15 protein-coding genes are annotated in these 20,940 nt (G+C 61.5%); 4 read left to right on the forward strand and 11 right to left on the reverse strand.

What is annotated here, in order from left to right; all coding sequences use genetic code 11:
• Positions 1 to 74 precede the first annotated feature (74 nt).
• The gene (locus tag EGJ27_RS06490; RefSeq protein ID WP_125829907.1) at positions 75 to 746 is read right to left on the reverse strand and encodes a polysaccharide lyase family 7 protein; all 672 of its coding nucleotides are present in this window, start codon (positions 744 to 746) and stop codon (positions 75 to 77) included.
• A 315-nt stretch (positions 747 to 1,061) separates the two neighbouring features.
• Between EGJ27_RS06490 and EGJ27_RS06495 the strand changes: the two genes are divergently transcribed.
• Genes EGJ27_RS06495 through EGJ27_RS06505 form a run of 3 tightly spaced genes read left to right on the forward strand, consistent with a single transcriptional unit; the run spans position 1,062 to position 4,080 of the window.
• Positions 1,062 to 3,179 (forward strand): EAL domain-containing protein, encoded by a 2,118-nt coding sequence (locus EGJ27_RS06495; RefSeq protein ID WP_125829908.1) that lies wholly within the window; start codon positions 1,062 to 1,064, stop codon positions 3,177 to 3,179.
• Between the two features lie 52 nt (positions 3,180 to 3,231).
• Complete coding sequence (locus EGJ27_RS06500; RefSeq protein ID WP_125829909.1) at positions 3,232 to 3,762, forward strand: YgjP-like metallopeptidase domain-containing protein; 531 nt, start codon at positions 3,232 to 3,234, stop codon at positions 3,760 to 3,762.
• Between the two features lie 21 nt (positions 3,763 to 3,783).
• Positions 3,784 to 4,080, forward strand: a complete 297-nt coding sequence (locus EGJ27_RS06505; protein ID WP_125829910.1) for a helix-turn-helix domain-containing protein — start codon at positions 3,784 to 3,786, stop codon at positions 4,078 to 4,080.
• 182 nt (positions 4,081 to 4,262) lie between these two features.
• Here the strand turns inward: EGJ27_RS06505 and EGJ27_RS06510 are convergent, their stop codons facing one another.
• A complete protein-coding gene (locus EGJ27_RS06510; protein WP_125829911.1) occupies positions 4,263 to 4,721 on the reverse strand; it encodes a GNAT family N-acetyltransferase in 459 nt (152 codons plus the stop codon).
• Between the two features lie 345 nt (positions 4,722 to 5,066).
• On the opposite strand from EGJ27_RS06510, the gene EGJ27_RS06515 reads away from it, so the two are divergent.
• Complete coding sequence (locus EGJ27_RS06515) at positions 5,067 to 5,804, forward strand: ABC transporter substrate-binding protein (protein ID WP_125829912.1); 738 nt, start codon at positions 5,067 to 5,069, stop codon at positions 5,802 to 5,804.
• Here EGJ27_RS06515 and yccS read toward each other — a convergent pair.
• The 9 genes from yccS to aceF all read right to left on the reverse strand — a co-directional run bounded on the left by yccS (position 5,785) and on the right by aceF (position 20,819).
• Entirely contained in the window at positions 5,785 to 7,983 is a 2,199-nt protein-coding gene (gene yccS / locus EGJ27_RS06520; RefSeq protein WP_125829913.1) for a YccS family putative transporter, read from the reverse strand. The genes EGJ27_RS06515 and yccS overlap by 20 nt on opposite strands.
• Positions 7,984 to 8,129: 146 nt before the next feature.
• Positions 8,130 to 9,308 carry an NAD(P)/FAD-dependent oxidoreductase gene (locus tag EGJ27_RS06525; RefSeq protein WP_125829914.1) on the reverse strand — a complete coding sequence of 393 codons (1,179 nt, stop codon included), beginning with the start codon at positions 9,306 to 9,308 and terminating at the stop codon, positions 8,130 to 8,132.
• 149 nt (positions 9,309 to 9,457) lie between these two features.
• On the reverse strand, positions 9,458 to 10,837 hold the full coding sequence (gene dbpA, locus EGJ27_RS06530; protein ID WP_125829915.1) for an ATP-dependent RNA helicase DbpA: 1,380 nt from the start codon (positions 10,835 to 10,837) through the stop codon (positions 9,458 to 9,460).
• Between the two features lie 127 nt (positions 10,838 to 10,964).
• On the reverse strand, positions 10,965 to 12,365 hold the full coding sequence (gene mdtD / locus EGJ27_RS06535) for a multidrug transporter subunit MdtD (protein WP_125829916.1): 1,401 nt from the start codon (positions 12,363 to 12,365) through the stop codon (positions 10,965 to 10,967).
• A 9-nt stretch (positions 12,366 to 12,374) separates the two neighbouring features.
• Entirely contained in the window at positions 12,375 to 13,700 is a 1,326-nt protein-coding gene (locus EGJ27_RS06540; protein ID WP_125829917.1) for a TldD/PmbA family protein, read from the reverse strand.
• The gene (locus EGJ27_RS06545; protein ID WP_125829918.1) at positions 13,700 to 15,142 is read right to left on the reverse strand and encodes a TldD/PmbA family protein; all 1,443 of its coding nucleotides are present in this window, start codon (positions 15,140 to 15,142) and stop codon (positions 13,700 to 13,702) included. Before EGJ27_RS06545 ends, EGJ27_RS06540 begins: the two co-directional genes overlap by 1 nt.
• Positions 15,143 to 15,358: 216 nt before the next feature.
• Positions 15,359 to 16,006, reverse strand: a complete 648-nt coding sequence (gene msrA, locus EGJ27_RS06550) for a peptide-methionine (S)-S-oxide reductase MsrA (protein WP_125829919.1) — start codon at positions 16,004 to 16,006, stop codon at positions 15,359 to 15,361.
• A gap of 151 nt (positions 16,007 to 16,157) precedes the next feature.
• A complete protein-coding gene (locus EGJ27_RS06555; RefSeq protein WP_125829920.1) occupies positions 16,158 to 18,857 on the reverse strand; it encodes a GGDEF and EAL domain-containing protein in 2,700 nt (899 codons plus the stop codon).
• A 318-nt stretch (positions 18,858 to 19,175) separates the two neighbouring features.
• Positions 19,176 to 20,819, reverse strand: coding sequence for a dihydrolipoyllysine-residue acetyltransferase (gene aceF / locus EGJ27_RS06560; protein ID WP_125829921.1), 1,644 nt, complete (start codon positions 20,817 to 20,819; stop codon positions 19,176 to 19,178).
• Between the last annotated feature and the right edge of the window lie 121 nt (positions 20,820 to 20,940).

A 20,940-nucleotide genomic window follows, 5' to 3' on the forward strand; every position in this document is an offset into this window, starting at 1 on the left:
TCGTTCCTACAGAATCGCAGTGTGTCGGGAAGGCCCGTATTCCAAAAGGATGCGGGCCTTTTTATTTGCGGGAGTCAGGACTTGTTGTGATCAATGTCCAGGTTATAGAACGTGGCCTTGCCACCTTCACTGGAATATCCTTTATTATCCTGGACATAGACGCCAGCCTTGAAATAGAGCGGTTTGTCGCGCCAGGTTTTACTCACGTGAGTGCTCCAGTCCATATCGCGCGCGCTGACACTCAATCTTCCGCTGCGGCTGAGATGAATCTCGTATTTGAAGCGTTCATTGAGCGGCACGCCTTCGGCGAGTTTGATCACCCGGCTATGATTATCGTCGTATCGATTGCGGACTTTGATTACGATATTGCCCGCTTGCTGTTTCTGTTTATATTGGTACTCCACTTTGAGCATGGGCTCGGTACTTTCATAAGCATGAATCTGACCAATGACAATCTTGCCGGAGGACGGCACCTGGTTGACTTCCAGCGTCGCGTTCAGAAAATTGTCTGCATCGGGATACTTCCAGTTGTGCAACGTACCGTCCGACCACGTCTCGCGCAGTTCACTGCGCGCGTACTTCGCATTTTCCGTGCGCGACCCGGTCACCGGCGACCAGAAGAAAATCCGATTGCCATGAGATTCGAAATACTTGCCGTCATAGCCGCGTACCAGCTGCGACGTTTCGATGGTTTTTGGCGGAGAGCCCACAGGGATACTGAGATTCCACGACCCGAGATCAATCATTTTCGTCCTTCCAGATAGGTTCAAGCCCGGCATTGACTGCTCTGGCTTAAGGTTTCGGGGAGGTCTTATACGGATTGTCAGACGATTTGTTAACGTCGCAGTGCCGAACCAGTGACGTCAAAGTGCTGTCACATTTGCTCCAGGGCAAGGTGCGTGCGGCCTGTAGATGTATACCGTTAGTCGGCCCGTTTTGAGTTTGATAATGGCAATGAGCTTCCTTGCTACTGCTTTTCCCAAGACCGGGCTAGAGTTGGCTCACAACGCGTGAGGGTAGTCCTGGGCGACCGGGCCTCACGCCACAAATAGAGAAGCAGCATGGAATGCGCGCAACCCCAACCCAATGATGGATCCTCTGTTTTACTGGTCGTAGACGACTACCCGGAAAACCTGGTGACCATGTGCGCCGTCCTGCAGCGGACGGACTGGCGCATCATCACCGCCAGTTCCGGGATCGAAGCGCTTACGATTCTTCTGGAACAGGAAGTGGATCTGGTCCTGCTGGACGTTCAGATGCCCGGCATGGACGGCTTTGAAGTTGCGCGCCTGATGCGCGGCAGCCAACGCACCCGTCTGACCCCCATCATTTTCCTGACCGCCAATGAGCAGTCCAAGGATGCGGTACAGAAGGGTTACGCCAGCGGGGCGACCGACTACCTGTTCAAACCTTTCGACCCCAATGTGCTCAAGCCCAAGGTGCATGCGTTGCTCGAACAGCAGCGCAATCGGCGTGCGCTGCATACGCTGACTCTGGAGCTGGAGGCGGCGCGGGCGTTCAACGCCTCGGTGCTGGCCAATGTCGCCGAAGGCATTCTGGTGGTCGATGAAGACGGCAGGATCAGCTTCGCCAACCCGGCGATCTGCCGTTTGCTCAACAGCGATGTCGAGCGATTGCGCGGTTCCAGCGTGCTCGACTACGTGCTTGAACCACAGGCCGATAGCTGGCGGGACTCGGGCTTTTATCAGCAGTACCGCAAGGGCGACACCTACCGGGTACACGACGCGATCCTGACCACCAGCGACGGCTTGCAGCTTCCGGCGGCGTTGTCCTGTGCGCCGCTGCCAGCCGAGCAGAAGGCCATGGTCTTGACCGTGCTGGATATGTCGGTGGTTCGCGACCTGTATCAGCAACTGGAAAAACAGGCTGTTACCGATTCGCTGACCGGTCTGCTCAACCGGCGTGGCTTCTACCAGACCGTCGAAGGCATGCTGGTACGCAACGAGAAACTGGACAAGTTTCTGGTGGTTATCTACATGGACCTGGACGGCTTCAAGCAGATCAACGATTCGCTGGGCCATGACGCCGGCGACCAGATCCTGCTGTGGGTCGCCGAGCAGCTCAGGGACTGCCTGCGGCCCTATGACGTACTCGCACGAATGGGTGGTGACGAATTCACGGTGGTCATCGATGGCCTGGATTATCCGGAGCAGGCGGCGAAGGTGGCCGAGAAGCTGATCGAGCGCGTATCGGTGCGCAAGCGGATCGACGGCGTCGACATCAATCTCGGCGCCAGTGTCGGCATCGCCACCTACCCTGAGTGCGGCGCCAATCTCGACGGCCTGCTGCGTGCGGCAGACATCGCCATGTACGAAGCCAAGCGAGCCGGTCGCCAGCAGTACCGATTCTACGACCAGAACATGAACGGTCGGGCACGCTCTCGGTTGATGCTTGAAGACAGTGTGCGCACTGCCATCGACGGCAAGGACTTTTCGGTGGTCTATCAGCCGCAGGTCTATGCAGCCGACGGCCGCCTGCGCGGCTTCGAGGCACTGTTGCGCTGGCAGCACCCCAGTGTGGGCGAGGTGCCGCCGGCCCTCTTCATTCCGTTGCTTGAAGAAACGCGCCTGATCAACCGGCTGGGCGGCTGGATCTTCGATCAGGGCGCGGAGCAGCGCCAGGTCTGGAGCAGCGTGTTCGCGCCGGATCTGGTGCTGAGTCTGAGCGTCAGCCCTACGCAGTTCTGCATGCCCAACCTGGTGGCGGAGCTCAAGCGTGCGATGGACCGCTTCGAGCTCAAGCCCGGGCAGCTCGAAGTCGAAATCACCGAACACTCGTTGGTGCACAACCTGACGCATAGCCACAAACAGCTGGAAAAGCTTCACGACATCGGCGTGCGGGTGGCGCTTGACGATTTCGGCACCGGTGAGTGTTCGTTGTCGCATCTGCGCAATCTGCAGCTCGATACGCTCAAGCTCGATCGGCATTTCATCGCCCGGTTGCTCGACAATCCGCGGGACGCGGTGATGGCGCGCAGCATCATCGACCTGTGTCGCAACCTCGAGATGCTGGTGATCGCCGAAGGCGTCGAGACCGCCGAGCAGTACCGCTGGTTACTCGACAGCGGCTGCCAGGTCATCCAGGGGTTCTTCGTGGCCCGGCCGATGGTGCCGGAGGAGGCGTTGCGCTTCCCTTCGCCATTTCAGTATCAGGGCTGAATGACGGGAGAGTGAGTTAGACTGGCGCCTTTGAATCATCAGTCCCGAATCAATGGCCAGCCAGTCCCACGCCCCGCTCAAGTACCTGCAAGCCTATCCGACAGCGCTCCAGGATCAGGTGCGTCAGCTGATTGCCCAGGACAAACTGGGCGATTACCTGCAGCAGCGCTATCCCGACCGTCATCAGGTGCAGAGCGACAAGGCGCTGTACGCCTACGCGCTGGCGTTGAAGCAGGAACATCTGCGTAATGTGTCGGGGATCGACAAGGTGCTGTTCGATAACCGCCTGGACCTGACTCATCGTGCCTTGGGCCTGCACAGCAAGGTTTCGCGGGTACAGGGCGGCAAACTCAAGGCCAAGAACGAAATTCGCGTCGCCTCGCTGTTCAAGGATGCGCCGCCGGAGTTCCTGCGCATGATCGTGGTTCACGAACTGGCGCATTTCAGAGAGTCCGACCACAACAAGGCTTTCTACAAGTTGTGCGAGCACATGCAGCCCGGCTATCACCAGATCGAGTTCGATCTGCGCATTTACCTGACCTGGCGCGACCTGTCGGCCTCCGGCAAGGCCATTACCGAATAACCCAAGAGCAAGGATTCAAGGATGGAGGTCAGCAAGACCAAAAGCAGTTTCTACCGTCGCTTGTACGTGGCGTACCTGATTGATTCCGGTATCGCCACCAGTGTGCCGGCGCTGATGGAGGTCACCGGCATGCCGCGTCGTACTGCGCAGGACACGCTGGCAGCGTTGGCTGATCTGGACATTCAGTGCGAATTCGAACAGCAGGAAGGTGCGCGCAACCACGCCGGCCATTACCGGGTGCGCGACTGGGGTGCAATTGACCCGGCCTGGATCACCCGACACCTGAAGAGCATCAAGACGGTGCTGGGCTATCCCTGAACGAAACCCTACAATTGGCCCGCGAATCCCGGTTCCGTAGGAGCGAGCTTGCTCGCGAAGAGGGCGGGACAGGCGATAGAGATGCCGCGTCGCGCCAGGCGCCATCTCTGTTTCGTTTGCATCGGCCTCTTCGCGGACAAGTCCGCTCCCACACGTAAGCGCAGGCTACAGAGCTGTCCCGGTTATTCGAGGTCGCGACGCATGCCGATGTGCGGAATGTCGTCTTCCAGGTAGACCTCGCCCACGGCGTTGAAGCCGTAGCGGCTGTAGTAGCCCTGCAAGTGCGCCTGCGCCGACAGGTAGATCGGCTGGTCGGGCCACTGGCGCTCGGCATGCTCCAGCGCCTGTTCCATCAGTTCGTGGCCGATACCCTGGCTGCGAATCGACGGCGCAGTGACAACGCGCCCGATGGTCACATCGCCGCCCTGCTGGATAGGGTCCAGCAGGCGCAGGTAAGCCACCAGTTGATCCTCGCGCCAGGCCATCAGGTGGCAGGTGTCGCCGAGCAGGTCCTGCCCGTCCACATCCAGGTACACGCACTGCTGCTCGACCACAAACACCTCGGCCCGCAGCTTGAGAACGGCGTAAAGCTGCTCGATGCTCAGCTCGGTATGATGCTTGCAGATCCAATTGATAGACATGTTGCCGACTCGCCGGGAAACCAGAAGCGAAGTCTAAACGTATCTGGCGTCATTCCCAATAAAACCGTGCCCACCCGGGGTGAACCAGCAGGCTCGACAGATACGAAGTCCACTTGGCTGCGCAGGAACCCGTTCGCTGCGGCTGCCCGGCCTCTTTGCGAGCAAGCTCGCTCCTGGGGATGTGCCGGGTTCCAGGCGACCGATCCCAGTCCGGAAAAAAGCGGGCCGGGTTGTTGAATCGGGTAATTGCGACTTCAATCAACAGCGATGCCATTTCTGTAGTTTGCGGCTTTGCGGCCGATTGGGTTGTATTGGGCCTGGCGCCCATTTCTCGGGAACTTGAGCATGTCGCGATGGCTTCGGGCAGTTGGGGTATTGGGCATGCTGCTGATGGCCCAGGCGGGCGGCGCAGAGAAACTGCGGCTGGTCGCCGACGTCTGGCCGCCGTTCACGGATGCCACGCTGCCTCACAACGGGCTGGCCACCGATATCGTCAGCACCGCATTGCGCCGCGCCGGCTATGACTCTTTGTACGAAGAGGTGCCTTGGCCTCGCGCGATGCTGGGTCTGCGCGAAGGCCGCCATGATGTGTTGATCAACGCCTGGTTCAGCTACGAGCGCACCCATATCGGCCAGTTTTCCGACGAGTACCTGCTCAATCGCATTCGCTTTCTCAAGCGCAAAGGCTCGCCCGTCACTTACCAGAGTCTGGCGCAGTTGAATGACTATCTGATTGCAGTGGTGCGCGGGTATGCGTATTTCCCGGCCTTTGACAACGATCCCAGGCTCAAGAAGTTCCCGGTGCACAACTTCTCGATGGCGGCGCGGATGCTGGCGGCAGGTCGGGTCGATCTGGCGCTGGAGGACGAATACGTGGCCCGACACAGCCTCGCCCATGAGCCGGCCGAGGTGCGCGAGCAGATCGAATTCCTGCCCGGTTCACTGACTGAAAACAGTCTGCATATCCTCGTCAGCCTCCAGAACCCGCGGCATGCGGAGATCGTCGCCGCGTTCGACCGGGAAATCCTGGCGATGAAAGCCGACGGCAGCTACGACGAACTGTTCAGGCGGCATGGCCTGTAACGGGTTCCGGCGCCTTGATCAGGTGCGCGGCAAGCGTGCGCAGTGGCGCCAGCTGGCGGCAGATCAACGCCAGTTGGGTCTGTACCAGACGCTGGCTTTCATCCAGCTCATCCGGCATCTGTTCCAGTTGGGTGGCCAGCGCGTCTTCCTCGTCGCTCTGTACCGCTACGGGCTGTTTCTCCGCAAGGCTGCGGGCGATTTCGTCGATGCGGGCGGCCAGGGTCGCACCGGCGCCGTCGATCAACTGTTCATGCACGTCGGCCGGTAATTGAGTGTCGCGGTGCGCGCCCAGGCCCGACAGGTAACTGAGCAGCGTGTGGGACAGCACCAGGAAGCGGAAGCCGACGTCCGCTTCCTTACGAAAGTGCCCAGGCTCCATCAACATGTTTGCCAGAGTCGTGGACAGCGCCGCGTCAGCGTTGTGCGCGTCGCGTCGGGCCAGACGATAAGCCAGGTCGTCACTCTTGCCTTTGGCGTATTGCTGCATGATCTGGCGCAGATAGATGCTGTTGCAGGTCAGGGTGTTGGCCAGCACCTTGTTCAGGCGTCGGCCTTGCCAGTCCGGCAGGAACAGGAACACCGCCAGGCCCGCGATCAGGCTGCCCAGCAGCGTGTCGAACAGGCGCGGCAGGAACAGTCCGTAGCCGTCGCCCACCTGGTTGAAGCAGAACAGCACCATGATCGTGATGGCCGCCGTCGACAGCGTGTAGCGATGGGTGCGGTTGACGAAGAACACCACGCCGGCGATCACCGCACACATCGATTGCAGAATCGGGCTGGTCACCAGGGCGAACAGTGCCCAGCCGATGGTCAGGCCAATCGCCGTGCCGATGATCCGCTGCCCCAGTTTGAGGCGGGTCGCGCCGTAGCTCGGCTGGCAGACGAACACCGTGGTCAGCAGAATCCAGTAGCCTTGCGACGGATGGATCAAATGCACCATGGCGTAGCCGACGGTCAACGCCAGCGGCAGGCGCAGCGCGTGACGAAACAGCAGCGAGGTCGGCGTCATCTGCAGGCGCAGGCGCATCCACACGTCTTTCAACGTGCGTGGCGAACGATCCAGCAACGAGCTGTCGCTGGCCTCGGCAAGCGCGTCAGGGTTGCTGGCATCACTGATCAGCCGGTCGAGGGTGGTCAGGTTGGCCGCCAGCGCGCGCAACGAGCGCAACAGCCCGCGCCAGGCCGGGTTGCTCTGGATGCGCAGGTGTTCCAGCGAAGCGTGCAGGTCTTCCATGGCCTCGGCGAAATGCGGGTCGTACACGAACGGCTGGCGCAGCTGGATGGATTCGGACAGCACCTGGCACGCCACGCCCTGCTGGCGCAGCAGGCGCTGGCAGCGAAACAGCACGTCACTGTGGAAGAAGGCTTCGGCCAACGAGTTGTAGGGGTAGTGCGAGGAGCTGGCGCGCTCGTGGATGTCCTGGGCAATGAAATACAGCTTCAGGTAACGACTGACCTTGGAGCCCGGCCTGCCGCTGCCGACCCGGTGCAGAATGATCTCCTTGGTGGAGTTCAGCGCGGCGACCACCCGGCCGTTCTGCCGCGCCAGCTCCAGACGGCGTGCCTCGACGTCAAGGGTGCGCAGCGGCTCGAACAGGGTCGATTTGAGCTTGAGGTATTGCCCCAGTTCACGAAACAACCGCGCCAGCGCCTGTTGCACGGGCTGGTTGGAAAACAGCATCTGCCACAGTACCGACAGCAGTCCGTACCACGCCGCGCCTGCCACCAGCAGCATTGGCTCATGCCAGAAATCCACCACCACGCCGCCGCGCTGATCGACACCGATCATGGTGTACACCGACAGAATCAGGGTTCCGTAGGCAATCGCGCCATAGCGTTCGCCCAGCGCACCGAGCATGGTCAGGCTGAAACTGGCCAGCGCCATCGCGCACACGAACAGCCACGGGTAGGGAAACAGCAATTCGACCGCCAGCGCCGCGATGCTGAAACACACCAGCGTCACGGCCAGCGCGTTGAGGCGACCCTGCCAGCTGTCATCGGTCTCGGCCAGGGCGCAGGCGATGATCCCCAAGAACAGCGGGATCAACAGGTTCATCTCATTCTGGTACCAGCACAGCGCCATGCTGCCGGTCAGCGCGATGAAAACCCGCACGCTGTAACTGAATTTATCCAGCGCCCACAACCGGCGGAACGAATGACGGAGAGATGTCGATGCCATGAATGAAATGACGGCCTTTTCGCAATTGATCGATTCTGCAGCAGAATATGTACAGACCTGACGTCGGGCTGTACATCGGTCACGCAAAATTTGTTCCGGAATGCGCGACAATTACCGGGCTGCGTCGCTATGCCGCGCGCTCGGGATCAGACGTATTGCGCCGCGGCGTAGGCCGACGCCCAGGCCCACTGGAAGTTAAAGCCGCCTAGATGGCCGCTGACATCCAGTACCTCACCGACGAAATACAGCCCCGGTGACTTTAGCGATTCCATGGTCTTGGAAGACACTTCCCGCGTATCGATGCCACCCAGCGTCACTTCCGCCGTTCGATAACCTTCGGTTCCGGCGGGCACCACCTCCCAGTTCGCCAGTTTCCCGGCGATATCCGCCAGTTCGGCATGGGTGTACTGCTTCATCGGCTTGGAAACGAACCAGTGTTCGGCGATCAGGTTGGCCATCTTCTTGGTGAAGATTTCCCCCAGCAACGTCTTGAGTTCGCTGTTCGGGCGCTCGGCCTGTTGCTGCGCCAGCCAGTGCGGCACGTCATGGTCCGGCAGCAGGTTGATCTGCACCGTGTCGCCCGGTTGCCAGAACGAGGAAATCTGCAGGATCGCCGGACCGCTGAGGCCGCGGTGGGTGAACAGGATGTTTTCCCGGAAACTGGTGTCGTTGCAGCTGACCAGGCAATCCACCGACGTGCCGGACAGCTCGACGCACAAATCCTTGAGCTGATCGGTAATGGTGAACGGCACCAGCCCGGCGCGGGTCGGCAGCAGGCTATGGCCGAACTGTTTGCCGACCTGATAGCCGAAGCCGGTGGCGCCCAGCGTCGGAATCGACAGACCGCCGGTGGCGATCACCAGCGACTGGCAATGCAACGTGCCCAGCGTGGTTTCCAGGCTGTAGCCGGTTTCGGTCTTTTCGATCTGCTGAACGGAGGTGTCCATGTGCAGGCTGGCACCTGCCTGACGGCATTCTTCCAGGAGCATGTCGAGGATGTCGCTGGACTTGTTGTCGCAGAACAACTGGCCCAGCTTCTTCTCGTGATATGGCACGCCATGTTTGGCAACCATCGCGATGAAATCCCACTGGGTGTAGCGGGCCAGCGCCGATTTGCAGAAATGCGTGTTCTGCGACAGGAAGTTGGCCGGCTCGGTGTACATGTTGGTGAAGTTGCAGCGCCCGCCGCCGGACATCAGGATTTTCTTGCCCGGCTTGTTGGCGTGATCGATCAACATCACTTTGCGCCCGCGAGCGGCGGCAGTGAATGCGCACATCAAACCTGCGGCGCCAGCGCCAATGATAACTACGTCGGTAACGGGCACAGCTTGGTTCCTCGGGGAAAGCAGATTTCCGGGCTGGGTGGGAGCTTGCTCGCGACGAGGCCGGTGCCACCGCAGCAATGGTGGCGCCTGAAAACCACTGTCGCGAGCAAACTCCCTCCCACAGGTTTCATGGGATTTTCAAGAGCGCTTCAGAGAATCCGCACGCGCAGGGATTTGCCCTTGATCTTGCCGTTGTTCAGGCGCTCCAGCGCTTGCTTGGCCATGCTGCGCTCGACGGCGACATAGGCCTGGAAGTCGAAGATCGCGATTTTGCCCACCTGAGCGCCCGGAATCCCGGCTTCGCCGGTCAGCGCGCCCAGAATGTCGCCGGGGCGCAGCTTGTCCTTGCGGCCGGAACCGATGCACAGGGTGGTCATGACCGGCAGCAGCTTGCCGCCTTCCTTGATGCTCAACTGATCGTACTGCTGCCAGTTCAGCGGCGCCTTCTGCAACTCTTCAATAGCGCGGGCACGCTGGCTTTCCGACGGCGCGACCAGACTGACCGCAATACCGGTTTCCCCGGCGCGGCCAGTACGGCCAACCCGGTGAATGTGGATTTCCGAATCCCGGGCCAGCTCGACGTTGATCACCATGTCCAGCGCGTCGATGTCCAGACCGCGTGCGGCAACGTCAGTGGCCACCAGCACCGAAGTGCTGCGGTTGGCGAACATCGCCAGCACCTGGTCACGGTCGCGCTGCTCCAGATCGCCATGCAGGCCGACGGCCGACATGCCTTTGGCGGTCAGGTGATCGACCACTTCCTGAACCTGCTGCTTGGTAAAGCAGAACGCCACGCAGGATACCGGGCGGAAATGGCCGAGCACTTTCACCACCGCTTCCAGGCGCTGTTCCGGGGAAATTTCGTAGAAAATCTGCTCGATCTGGCTGTCGGCATGCAGCGCTTCGACCTTTACGGTCTGCGGGTCGCGCATGAACCTGGAGGCCAGTTGCTTGATGCCGACCGGGTAGGTGGCCGAGAACAGCAGGGTCTGACGGCGTTGCGGGGTCTGCTCGATGATATCGGCGATGGCGTCATAGAAACCCATGTCGAGCATACGGTCGGCTTCGTCGAGGATCAGCGTGTTCAAGCCGTCCAGCACCAGTGAGCCCTTGCGCAGGTGCTGCTGGATGCGGCCGGGCGTGCCGACGATGATATGCGCGCCGTGTTCCAGCGAGCCGATTTGCGGGCCGAAAGACACGCCGCCGCACAGGGTCAGCACCTTGATGTTGTCTTCGGAGCGCGCCAGACGACGGATTTCCTTGGCAACCTGGTCGGCCAGCTCGCGGGTCGGGCACAGCACCAGTGCCTGGCAGCCGAAGAAGCGCGGGTTGATCGGGTTCAGCAGCCCGATGCCGAAGGCTGCGGTCTTGCCGCTACCGGTCTTGGCCTGCGCGATCAGGTCCATGCCCTTGAGAATCACCGGCAGGCTCTGCGCCTGGATCGGCGTCATCTCGGCATAACCAAGCGACTCAAGGTTAGCCAGCATGGCGGCGGACAGGGGCAGAGTATTGAAAGCGGTGTTAGTCACGACGATGGACCTGCAAAACAAAAATGTCGCGCAGTGTATCAGGTCATGAACACCGCCCAGATGCCATTGGCGATAAAAGGCAGCACCACCTGCTTCATGTCGCCTTCGCCAGCAAGACGGATGAGGCTCACGGCGCTGTTGCAGCCTTGGCCTCGCGCCCCGGCAATTGCAGGAAGATCCCTGCCGCGAAGACCGCCAGCACGCCGACGCTCAGGAAGGTCAGCTGGAACGCTTCGAGCACGTTGTCGCCCAGGTCCTCGGTGAAACCGCCCAGCAATGCCGCCGCACTGGCCACGCCCAGGCTCAGGGCCAGTTGCGCGACGACCGACAGCAAACTGTTGCCGCTGGCGGCACTGGCGTCGTCCAGGTCGATCAGCGTCACGGTGTTCATGGCGGTGAATTGCAGTGAGTTCACCGCACCCAGCAGGCCCAGATGTACGAGCAATACCCAGTACGGCGTTTGCTGGTCGACCAGTGCCAGGCTCGCCAGCAGCACGCCGAGCAGCAATGTATTGCCGGTCAGGATCACGCGATAGCCCAAGTGCTCGATCAGCCAGCGCGCCACGGTCTTGGCGAACATCCCGGCAGCCGCCAGCGGCAGCATGCTCATCCCGGCTTGGGACGGCGAATAGCCCAGCGCGACTTGCAGCAGCAACGGCACCAGAAACGGCAACGAGCCGCTGCCCAGGCGCGCAAACAGATTGCCCAGAATGCCCACCGCAAAAGTGCGGGTGCGAAACAGCGAGGGCGCGAACAGCGGGAATTCGATATGCCCGGCCCGCAGCCAGTACGCTGCCAGACAACCCAGCCCGGCGAACAGCAGCAAAACCACGCGCATGTGCGGCAAGTGCAGTTCGCCCAGACCTTCCAGCGCGATGGTGATCAGCACCATCGCCGCTCCGAACAGAATGAAGCCTACCCCGTCGAAACGCGTGCGCGCGCCGCCGGCGATGTCGGGAATGAAGTGCTGGACCGCGTAGCAGCCCAGAATGCCCACCGGGATATTGATCAGGAAGATCCAGTGCCAGCTCAGGTACTCGACCATCCAGCCGCCCAGTGTCGGGCCAAGCAATGGGCCGAGCAGGCCGGGCACGGTGATGAAGCCCATGATCCGCACCAGCTCCGAGCGCGGATAGACGCGCAGCACGATCAGGCGCCCGATGGGCAGCATCAGCGCCCCGCCGAAACCCTGAATGATCCGCGCGCCGACCAGCATGTCCAGCGTGTTGGACAGCGCGCACAGCAGCGAGCCGAAGCTGAACAGCAGAATCGCACTGAAGAAGATCCGTTTGATCCCGAACCGGTCGGCAATCCAGCCCGACGCAGGAATCAGCAAGGCGATGGTCAGCATGTAGGCGATGACCACCGACTGCATGCGCAGTGGATCTTCGGCCAGCGAGGCGGCCATGGACGGTAGAGCCGTATTGAGGATCGTGCCGTCCAGGCTTTGCATGAAGAACGCGATAGCGATGACCCAGGGCATCCATCGCAGGGTCTTCTCGTCCAGATGAGGCGTCGATATGGGCATTCAGGCCTACTACAGAGTCAGGGTCAGTTGGCTGATCAGCGCTCCGGGAAGGTGATTGGAAGCTGTCTGGCGTTGACTATAGGTACTTGCCGACAGGATGAGTTCCCGCTCTGTGGTGAGATTCTCCAGGGCGGTGCCCAACAAGCTGAAGGCGCTGTCGTCGAAACGCATGGTGCTGACCGGCGCAACGATCCGGCCATCCTCCACCCAGAACGTCGCGAAACGGGTCATGCCGGTCAGGCGCGCAGCGGCGCGGTCCGAGAAGTTCAGGTACCAGAGATTGCTGATATACAGCCCGGTGCCGAGCTGTTGCAGCACGTCGTCCAGTCCCAGCGTGCCACCCGCCATGCTCAAGGCACTGGGCGTCTCGCCATAGTCCGCACCGTTGGCCTGCAAGCCGTATTCGGCAGCGCTGGTGGAGTCCACCAGGCGTTCACCGGCCCGACCTTCGACAATCAATGGCAAGTCTTTGCGCGGGTAACCTTCATGGGAAAACGCCGGCGAGAGCGAGCCGCTGACCTGTTCATCCAGACTGACCAGCGGGCCGAACCGGGCTTCCTCGGCGTACAGCCGTTGCAACGGGCTGCGCTTGCTGGCGATGGACTGCGCGGAAAAGCCGCCCCAGCACAGCATGCCGATGATTTCCTCCAGCGCAGCCGGCGCCAGGTACGCACGGTACTGACCAGGCTCCAGGGTACGCAGCGGGCGGCCGAGAAACTCCAGCTGCTGGCGGGCCTGCTCGAAGCGGCGGTCGAACGCAGCGGCGTCCCAGTCATGGCCTGCATAGTTGGCTTTGACGGCCTGGCCGTTTTCGTGAAACAGGCTCCAGTCGAAATTGAAACTGTTGGCCTGATGCCAACCCAGCGCGCCCCAGGAGCTGGCAAACCCGCGATAGATCGGCCCGGCGGCGTAAATGCCCACCAGATCCAGGTCACCGGACAGTTCGTCGATGCGCGCTACCACGTCACCACTGTCGGGCAACGGAGCAGCCTGAAGGCTGTGCGTGTTCCAGGCGTCGGTGTTGGGCAGCAGGTACGGGTCCTGAGCCAGTGACGGCAAGGTTTCCCGCAGTTGCTGCAAGGCTTCGGTTAGGCGCCGGTTATCGGTATCGGCATCGCCGGACAGCGTCAGGTCAAGATTGGCATGGCGGCCGTCGTTGATCAGCTTGAGCGTCACACCGGCCTGTTGCACATGCCCGGCTTGTCGAACCTGGCCGTGATTGAAGCGGATAAAGTCCGACGCTTCGGCGTTGTAGGCCAGTGTGAACTGTTCATCCGGACGGCGCGCTGAGTTGAGCGCCGCCACCAGCGACTCGAATTGCTGTTGATGCGACATCAGGCATCCCCTCCGAATACGTCCACGTTGGCGAACACGCAGGCCGGCGAAGCATGGCCGACGCGGATCACCTGATTGGGTTCGCCCTTGCCGCAGTTCGGCGTACCGAGGACCTTGAAGGTGCTGGCATCGCCCACGGCGCTGAGGCTTTTCCAGAAATGCGCGGAAATCGCCCGGTAGTTGGGGTTCTTGACCACGCCCTTGAGTTCGCCGTTTTCGATCAACTGGCCCCACTCGCAGCCGAACTGGAACTTGTTGCGCGCATCGTCGATGGACCAGGAGCGGTTGGTCGACATCAGGATGCCGTGCTCGATATTGCCGATCAGGCTGTCCATCGACTGGTCGCCCGGCTCGATATTGAGGTTGGCCATGCGGTCAATCGGCGCCCTGTTCCAGCTGGAGGCGCGGCTGTTGGCGACTCCCGGCAAGCCGCTGCGGTATTGCGACAGCGCGCCGCCCAGTGGCCGTTGCAGCAGGCCGTCGCGGATCAGGAATTGTTTGCTGGCCGCGCTGCCGTCATCGTCATGGCTGTAGCTGGCAAGCTGTTCCGGGATATCGGGATCGAATGTCACGTTGAGCAGCTTCGAGCCGTATTGCAGGGTGCCGAAGTCGCTCGGCTTGACGAAGCTGGTGCCGGCATAGTTGCGCTCGTCGCCCAGGATGCGGTCCAGCTCCAGCGGATGGCCGATGGACTCGTGGATCTGCAACACCATCTGGTCAGGCATCAGCAGCAGGTCGCGAGGGCCGCTCGGCGTGTTGGGCGCCAGGATCAGTTGCAGCGCTTGGTCGGCCACTTTGACGGCGGCATCCAGCAGGCCGCAGGAAGTCATGACTTCTATGCCGCCCTGTTGACCGAAGTTGTCCCGGCCCAGGCTGCGGGTCTGGCTGTCGTGGCCGTCGTAGGCGGTGACGGTCATGCCCGGATAGACAAAGCGCTGGGCCTGACGAATCTCGGCGCCTGCGTTATTGAGGTAAATCTGTTCGACGTTCTCCAGTCCCAGGCTGGCTTGCCAGTCCACCAGTCGCTCATCGGCCGGTACGGCATGGGATTCAGCCATCAGCATGCCCAGACAGTCGGCCAGCGAAGGAAACGGCTCGTGCAGGTGCGGCGACAGGTAATCGCCCTTGGCGCTGGAGACGGTCTGCTCGCTCAGGTTCAGCAGGGCATGGGGAGCGATTCGCCGGGCCATGGCTTCGGCCTGCTGCAAAGCGGCCTGCAAACCGCGCAGGGACAGGTCGTTGGTGGCTGCATAGGCTTCGACGCCATTGAGGCGCACCGTCAGCATCGCGCCTTCATCGCTGCCCAGTGAAGGCGGTTCGGCAACGTTCTTGCGCACGCACAAATGCTGGCTGGTGCGGCGGACATAGCGCAGGGAAAAGAATTGCGCAGAACTCTGCAAGGCGGCGAACCGCTGCTTGAGCGGCGCGGAGAAATCGAACATGCGGACTGGCTCCTTCATGAGGGCGGTTCGGTAGCGGCCGGGCGACCTTGTGGGTTCCGGTATGGCGGTCGCATGCAAGACAAATGCCGCAGAGCTTCGCGAATTCCGCAGGAGCAAGCGGGCGGCGAGCCGGCTTGCTGGCGAAAAGGCCCGTTCAGGCGATGAAGCTGTAGCGCCAAGCCTTCGCGAGCAAGCTTGCTCCTACAGGGATTGCGGTTATGCCGGCAGGCAGACCCCGGTGCCGCCCAGGCCGCAATAGCCTTGGGGATTCTTGGCCAGGTATTGCTGGTGGTACGCCTCGGCGAAGAAGAAGGTCGGGGCTTCGGCGATTTCGGTGGTGATCGAGCCCAGGCCGGCTTTGCTCAGTTCTTCCTGGAATGCCTTCTCGCTGGCCCTGGCCGCTTCCAGCTGTTCCGGCTTGGTGCAGTAGATCACCGAGCGGTACTGAGTGCCGATGTCGTTGCCCTGACGCATGCCCTGAGTCGGGTTGTGCGCTTCCCAGAAAACCTTGAGCAGCGATTCGTAGCTGATCTTCTCCGGTTCGTAGACCACCAGCACCACTTCGCTGTGGCCGGTCAGGCCCGAGCAGACTTCTTCGTAGGTCGGGTTCGGCGTCAGGCCGCCGGCGTAGCCTACTGCCGTGCTGAACACGCCTTCCTGTTGCCACAGGCGACGTTCGGCGCCCCAGAAGCAGCCCATGCCAAAGATGGCGAATTCCACATTGCCGGGAAACGGGCCCAGCAGTGGGTTGCCGTTGACGTAATGCTGTTCAGGAACCGCCATGGCGGTTTCGCGGCCCGGCAGTGCCTGGTCGGCGGTAGGGAGTACGTTCTTGTTCACCAGAATTTCCGAGCGCAGAGTCATGAACCATATCCTCTCGATGTGAGACAGGCAGCAGGGCCAGGACGAATGAGCGTACCAACATGGGGCCGGTCAGCCGCGCAGACAAGTGCTGCCGTATGAAAACGGACCGACAGTTTGCCCCAGAGTGCAGGGCGCAGGAAGGGTTGCCCGCTTACGGACGACGAGAGTAGCGGTGCAGCTTCTCGATCAGTTCCTGGCCGGGGATCGGTTTGTCGAACAGATAACCTTGCCCGACATCGCAGCGGTGGCGGCGCAGGAACGCCAGTTGCGCGGCGGTCTCGATGCCTTCGGCCACGACCTTGAGCTTGAGGTTGTGAGCCATGGCGATCACGGCGGAGGTAATTTCCATGTCGTCCTGATCATCCGGAATGTCGCGGATGAAGCTGCGGTCGATCTTGATCACATCGATGGGGAATTTCTTCAGGTAGCTGAACGACGAGTAACCGGTCCCGAAGTCATCCATCGCCAGGGACAGACCCAGACGCTTGAGCGAGTCCAGTTGCAGGCGGGTGTCTTCGGTGGCTTCCAGCAGCAGGCCCTCGGTCAGCTCCAGCTCCAGCAACGAGGCGTCGAGCTGTTCTTCGCGCAGGATGGCCGCGATGGAGGACACCAGTTCAGGATCGGAGAACTGCTTGGGCGACACGTTGATCGCCACTTGAAGATTGCCGAATCCGGCGGCGGTCAGTTCCTTACTCATGCGACAGGACTGGCGCGCCACCCACTTGCCGATCGGTATGATCAGCCCGGTCTCCTCGGCAACGCTGATGAACTGATCCGGACGGATCATGCCCTTTTCCGGATGGTTCCAGCGCAGCAACGCTTCCATGCCCAGCAGGCGGCCGGTGCGCAGGCACAGCTTGGGCTGGTAGAAGACTTCCAGTTCGTTCTGGGTCAAGGCGCGGCGCAGGTTGTTCTCGACGAACAGCTTGTAGCTGGCTTCGGCATTGAGCGCTTCGGTGAACACCTGAACCTGATGCTTGCCGTTGGCCTTGGCCTTGTGCAGCGCAAGACCTGCGTTTTTCATCAGGGTTTGCGGGTCGCGGCCATGCAGCGGCGCGCAGGCCAGGCCCACCGAGCCGGTCACGCTGATCAGCTGGTTGTCGACGAACATCGGCTTGTCCAGGGTCGCCAGCACCTGGCTGGCAATGCTCTGGCCGGCTTCCAGTCCGGTGTGGTCCAGCAGCACGGCGAATTCGTTACTGGCAAATCGCGCCAGCACGTCGGACGGGCTGAGGGTGTTGCGCAGGCGCCGGGCAAGGCTGATCAACAGCTTGTCGCCGGTCTGGTGGCCGAGGCTGTCGTTGATCCGCTTGAAGTTGTCGATGTCCACCAGCAACAGGCTCATGTGCGAGTCGGTGTCGCGGGCGAAACGCTCGTCCAGGTTGCGGATGAACGCCGGGCGGTTGCCCAGGTTGGTCAGGTTGTCGGTGTAGGCCAGGCGCTCGATGCGCTGTTGCGCGAGCTTGGATTGGGTGATGTCTTCGTAGATGCCGATGTAATGGGTCAGCTCACGATTGTCGCCGTAGACCTTGGAGATCGACAGCTGACCCCAGTACGGTTCCAGGTTCTTGCGGCGGCTCTTGAACTCGCCTTGCCAGCTGTTGCTGTTGGCCAGGCTGGAATTGGCGTCCAGCAGCAGCTCGTTGAGATTCTCCAGCGCCGGCAGTTCCGACAGCTTGTGGCCGTGGACTTCATCGGAGCTGTATTGGGTAATGGCGGTAAAGCTTGGGTTGACGTACTCGACCACGCCGTCGCAGTTGACCAGCAGGAAGGCATTGGCGCTTTGCTCCACCGCTCGCTGGAACAGATGCAGGGCATTGGTGGCGGCGCGCCGGTTGTGGTTGTTGATGACCTGGGCGAACTGATCGGCCAGTTCACCGGCAAAGGTGATTTCGTCCGATTGCCACTCGCGGGTCGAGCCGGTCTGCTCCAGGCACAGCACGCCGACCACCTGGCCATCGATGCGGATACTGGCGTCGAGGATCGCGTGGATACCCAGCGGAGCCAGAGCTTCGGCCATCTTGCGGGTGCGCGGGTCGTTCTGCACGTCGCTGGCATCGATGGCACGGCTGTTGTGCAGGGCTTCCAGATAGCTTGGGTAAAGACCGATATCGATCGGCTTGCGGTCCTGGTAATCCCCGGTCCGGCGAACGTAGTCGGCAATCGACACCAGTTCTTTGTCGTGCAGGCTCCAGATGCCCGCACGGTCTACATCGTAGATGTCGCAGGCGCTCTTGGTGATCAGTTCGGCGGCTTCCTGCACCGAATTGAGTGTGCTGTAGCGCTGGCGGGTCAGGCGCAGGATCAGTTCCTGTTGCGCCCGCACTCGTTCCAGATGCGCCAGCTGATCGCGTTGCGCACGCTGGTTGAGTTCCAGGGCAATCTGCAGGCGCGAGTTCTGGGTTTCCAGGTCGCCGCCGGTGACCTGCTCGCCCTCGGCAAAGCCCTCCAGCCCCAGGCTGCCGACCACCAGAAAGTAGCCGCGCAGTAACTGGCGATTGTGCTGTTTGTAGGCTTCACCGATCTCCAGCAGGCCGAGCGGGCCTGAAGGGGTGTGGAGGGTATAGCGGATCGAATAATGGGACGAGGTCGCCAGTTGCGCCTGGATCTCGTCGTGCAGTTGATAGCGCGCCTCGGGTTCCATCAGGCTTGCGTAGGGTGAACCGATCAGCGCGCAGAGATCCACGGCAGCCAGGCCGAGCTGTTTTTCACAGTTGGGATCGAGGAACAGTAGCGCCCAATTGGCTTCATTAAGCCGCTCGAAACGCAGCATGCCCAGGCGCGAGGGCACAGGCAATTGCGTCACTACCTCGGCCGCCGTTCTGCCGGCAGCATCGGTTTGGCTTTTCATCAACAAATTCGCTTCCGAAATACTGAACGCGGGGGCAACCGCCCATATCACTGACGCACGTGGCAAGGTTGCATCATGCAGCGCAGGCTTACAAGGGCCGCAATGGCTCAGTGCTATAAAAGTGTCGGCCGCAAACGCCAGTTCTTCAATGCCTGGCGAAATTGCAGGAGCGGACCGGGTGGCGCTCCGCTCTGCATCTGCCCGCGCAGGTAAAACCCGCAGGCAAAAAAAGCCCCGCAAGAGCGGGGTTGAGGTTCGAGCCTACGGGCTCGCAAAACGATTGAGTGCGGCCCGCCATGACGACGGGCCGGCTCAGGCTTACAGCAGGATCGTGCGGATATCCGCCAGCAATTCGCTCAAGCGCTTGGTGAAGCGGGCAGCGGCCGCGCCGTTGATCACGCGGTGATCGTAGGACAGCGACAGAGGCAGCATCAGTTTCGGCTGGAAGGCTTTGCCGTCCCAGACTGGCTGGATGGTTGCCTTGGAAACACCGAGGATCGCCACTTCCGGCGCGTTGACGATCGGCGTGAAGCCGGTGCCGCCAATGTGACCGAGGCTGGAGATGGTGAAGCAGGCGCCTTGCATGTCGTTGGCGGTCAGCTTCTTGGTGCGCGCCTTCTCGGCCAGTGCAGCCGCTTCGGCAGCCAGTTGCAGCAGGCTCTTCTGATCGACGTCACGGATGACCGGAACCAGCAGGCCGTCCGGGGTATCCACGGCGAAGCCGATATGCACGTACTTCTTGCGGATCACCGCTTTGCCGCTTGGCGCCAGCGAAGCGTTGAAGTCCGGCAGTTCCTTGAGCAGGTGTGCGCAGGACTTGAGCAGCAACGGCAGCACGGTCAGCTTGACGCCGGCCTTTTCCGCCACGGCTTTCTGCGCGACGCGGAAGGCTTCCAGCTCGGTGATGTCGGCCTGGTCGAACTGAGTCACGTGCGGAATGTTCAGCCAGCTGCGATGCAGACCGGTCGCGCCCAGTTGCATCAGGCGGGTCATCGGCACTTCTTCGATCTCGCCGAAACGGCTGAAATCGACTTCGGGAATCGGCTGGATGCCCATGCCGCCGCTTGCGCCGCCGGCTGGTGCTTCCTTGGCCTTCTGCATCATGGTCTTGACGTAGGCTTGCACGTCTTCCTTGAGCACACGGCCGTGTGGGCCAGAAGCGCTGACGGCGGACAGCTCGACGCCGAACTCGCGCGCCAGCTGACGAACCGCCGGGCCTGCATGAACCTTGGCGCCGTCTTTGGCCGGTGCAGCCGGCGCGGCAGGCGCTTCGGCTTTGGGTGCGGCAGGTGCAGCAGCGGCGGGCGCCGCTTCAGCCTTGGCCGGTGCGGCAGCCGGAGCGCTGGCAGCCGGTGCGGGTGCTGCGGCTGGCGCGGCGCCTTCGATTTTCAGCTTGAGGATCAGGTCGCCGGTGCCGACTTCCTGGTCCAGCTTGACTTCGATGCTCTCGACAACGCCCGCGGCAGGAGAAGGAATCTCCATGCTGGCCTTGTCCGACTCCAGAGTGATCAAGGATTGATCAGCCTTGATGCTGTCACCGACCTTGACCATCAGTTCGATGATCTTGGCCTTGCCCGACGAACCGATATCCGGCACGTGGATGTCCTGGACCGAAGCGGCAGCCGCCGGTGCAGGCGCTGCAGCCGGAGCGGGGGCCGCTTCAGCAGGTTTTTCAGCAGCGGCCGGAGCTGCGGCAGGCGCGGCCTCGGCCGGTGCGGCAGCGGCTTCGCCTTCGACTTCCAGCTCGAACAGCTCGTCGCCTTCTTTCAGGCGGTCGCCCAGCTTGACCTTCATGGTCTTGATCACGCCGGCCTTGGGAGCAGGGATTTCCATGCTCGCCTTGTCCGACTCCAGCGTCAGAACGCTCTGGTCAGCTTCGATGCGATCACCGACCTTGACCATCAATTCAATGACTTCACCTTCACCGTTGCCGATGTCGGGTACGCGAATTAGCTCACTCACTATGTCTCTCCTTCGGAGAACCTGTTCACTCTCGAATACGCTGGTTCAATTGCAACGAAACAGCGTTGGATGCTCATTTACGCCAGGTAAATTCCGCATCCTCGGCTGTCTACGCTTTGAT

Source organism: Pseudomonas sp. v388 (assembly GCF_003935425.1).
Taxonomy (GTDB): domain Bacteria; phylum Pseudomonadota; class Gammaproteobacteria; order Pseudomonadales; family Pseudomonadaceae; genus Aquipseudomonas.

Coding starts and splice junctions, on each gene's coding strand:
- EGJ27_RS06490 (WP_125829907.1), bottom strand. CDS start 746: ATGATTGATCTCGGGTCGTGGAATCTCAGTATCCCTGTGGGCTCTCCG.
- EGJ27_RS06495 (WP_125829908.1), top strand. CDS start 1,062: ATGGAATGCGCGCAACCCCAACCCAATGATGGATCCTCTGTTTTACTG.
- EGJ27_RS06500 (WP_125829909.1), top strand. CDS start 3,232: ATGGCCAGCCAGTCCCACGCCCCGCTCAAGTACCTGCAAGCCTATCCG.
- EGJ27_RS06505 (WP_125829910.1), top strand. CDS start 3,784: ATGGAGGTCAGCAAGACCAAAAGCAGTTTCTACCGTCGCTTGTACGTG.
- EGJ27_RS06510 (WP_125829911.1), bottom strand. CDS start 4,721: ATGTCTATCAATTGGATCTGCAAGCATCATACCGAGCTGAGCATCGAG.
- EGJ27_RS06515 (WP_125829912.1), top strand. CDS start 5,067: ATGTCGCGATGGCTTCGGGCAGTTGGGGTATTGGGCATGCTGCTGATG.
- yccS (WP_125829913.1), bottom strand. CDS start 7,983: ATGGCATCGACATCTCTCCGTCATTCGTTCCGCCGGTTGTGGGCGCTG.
- mdtD (WP_125829916.1), bottom strand. CDS start 12,365: ATGCCCATATCGACGCCTCATCTGGACGAGAAGACCCTGCGATGGATG.
- EGJ27_RS06540 (WP_125829917.1), bottom strand. CDS start 13,700: ATGTCGCATCAACAGCAATTCGAGTCGCTGGTGGCGGCGCTCAACTCA.
- EGJ27_RS06545 (WP_125829918.1), bottom strand. CDS start 15,142: ATGTTCGATTTCTCCGCGCCGCTCAAGCAGCGGTTCGCCGCCTTGCAG.
- msrA (WP_125829919.1), bottom strand. CDS start 16,006: ATGACTCTGCGCTCGGAAATTCTGGTGAACAAGAACGTACTCCCTACC.
- EGJ27_RS06555 (WP_125829920.1), bottom strand. CDS start 18,857: ATGAAAAGCCAAACCGATGCTGCCGGCAGAACGGCGGCCGAGGTAGTG.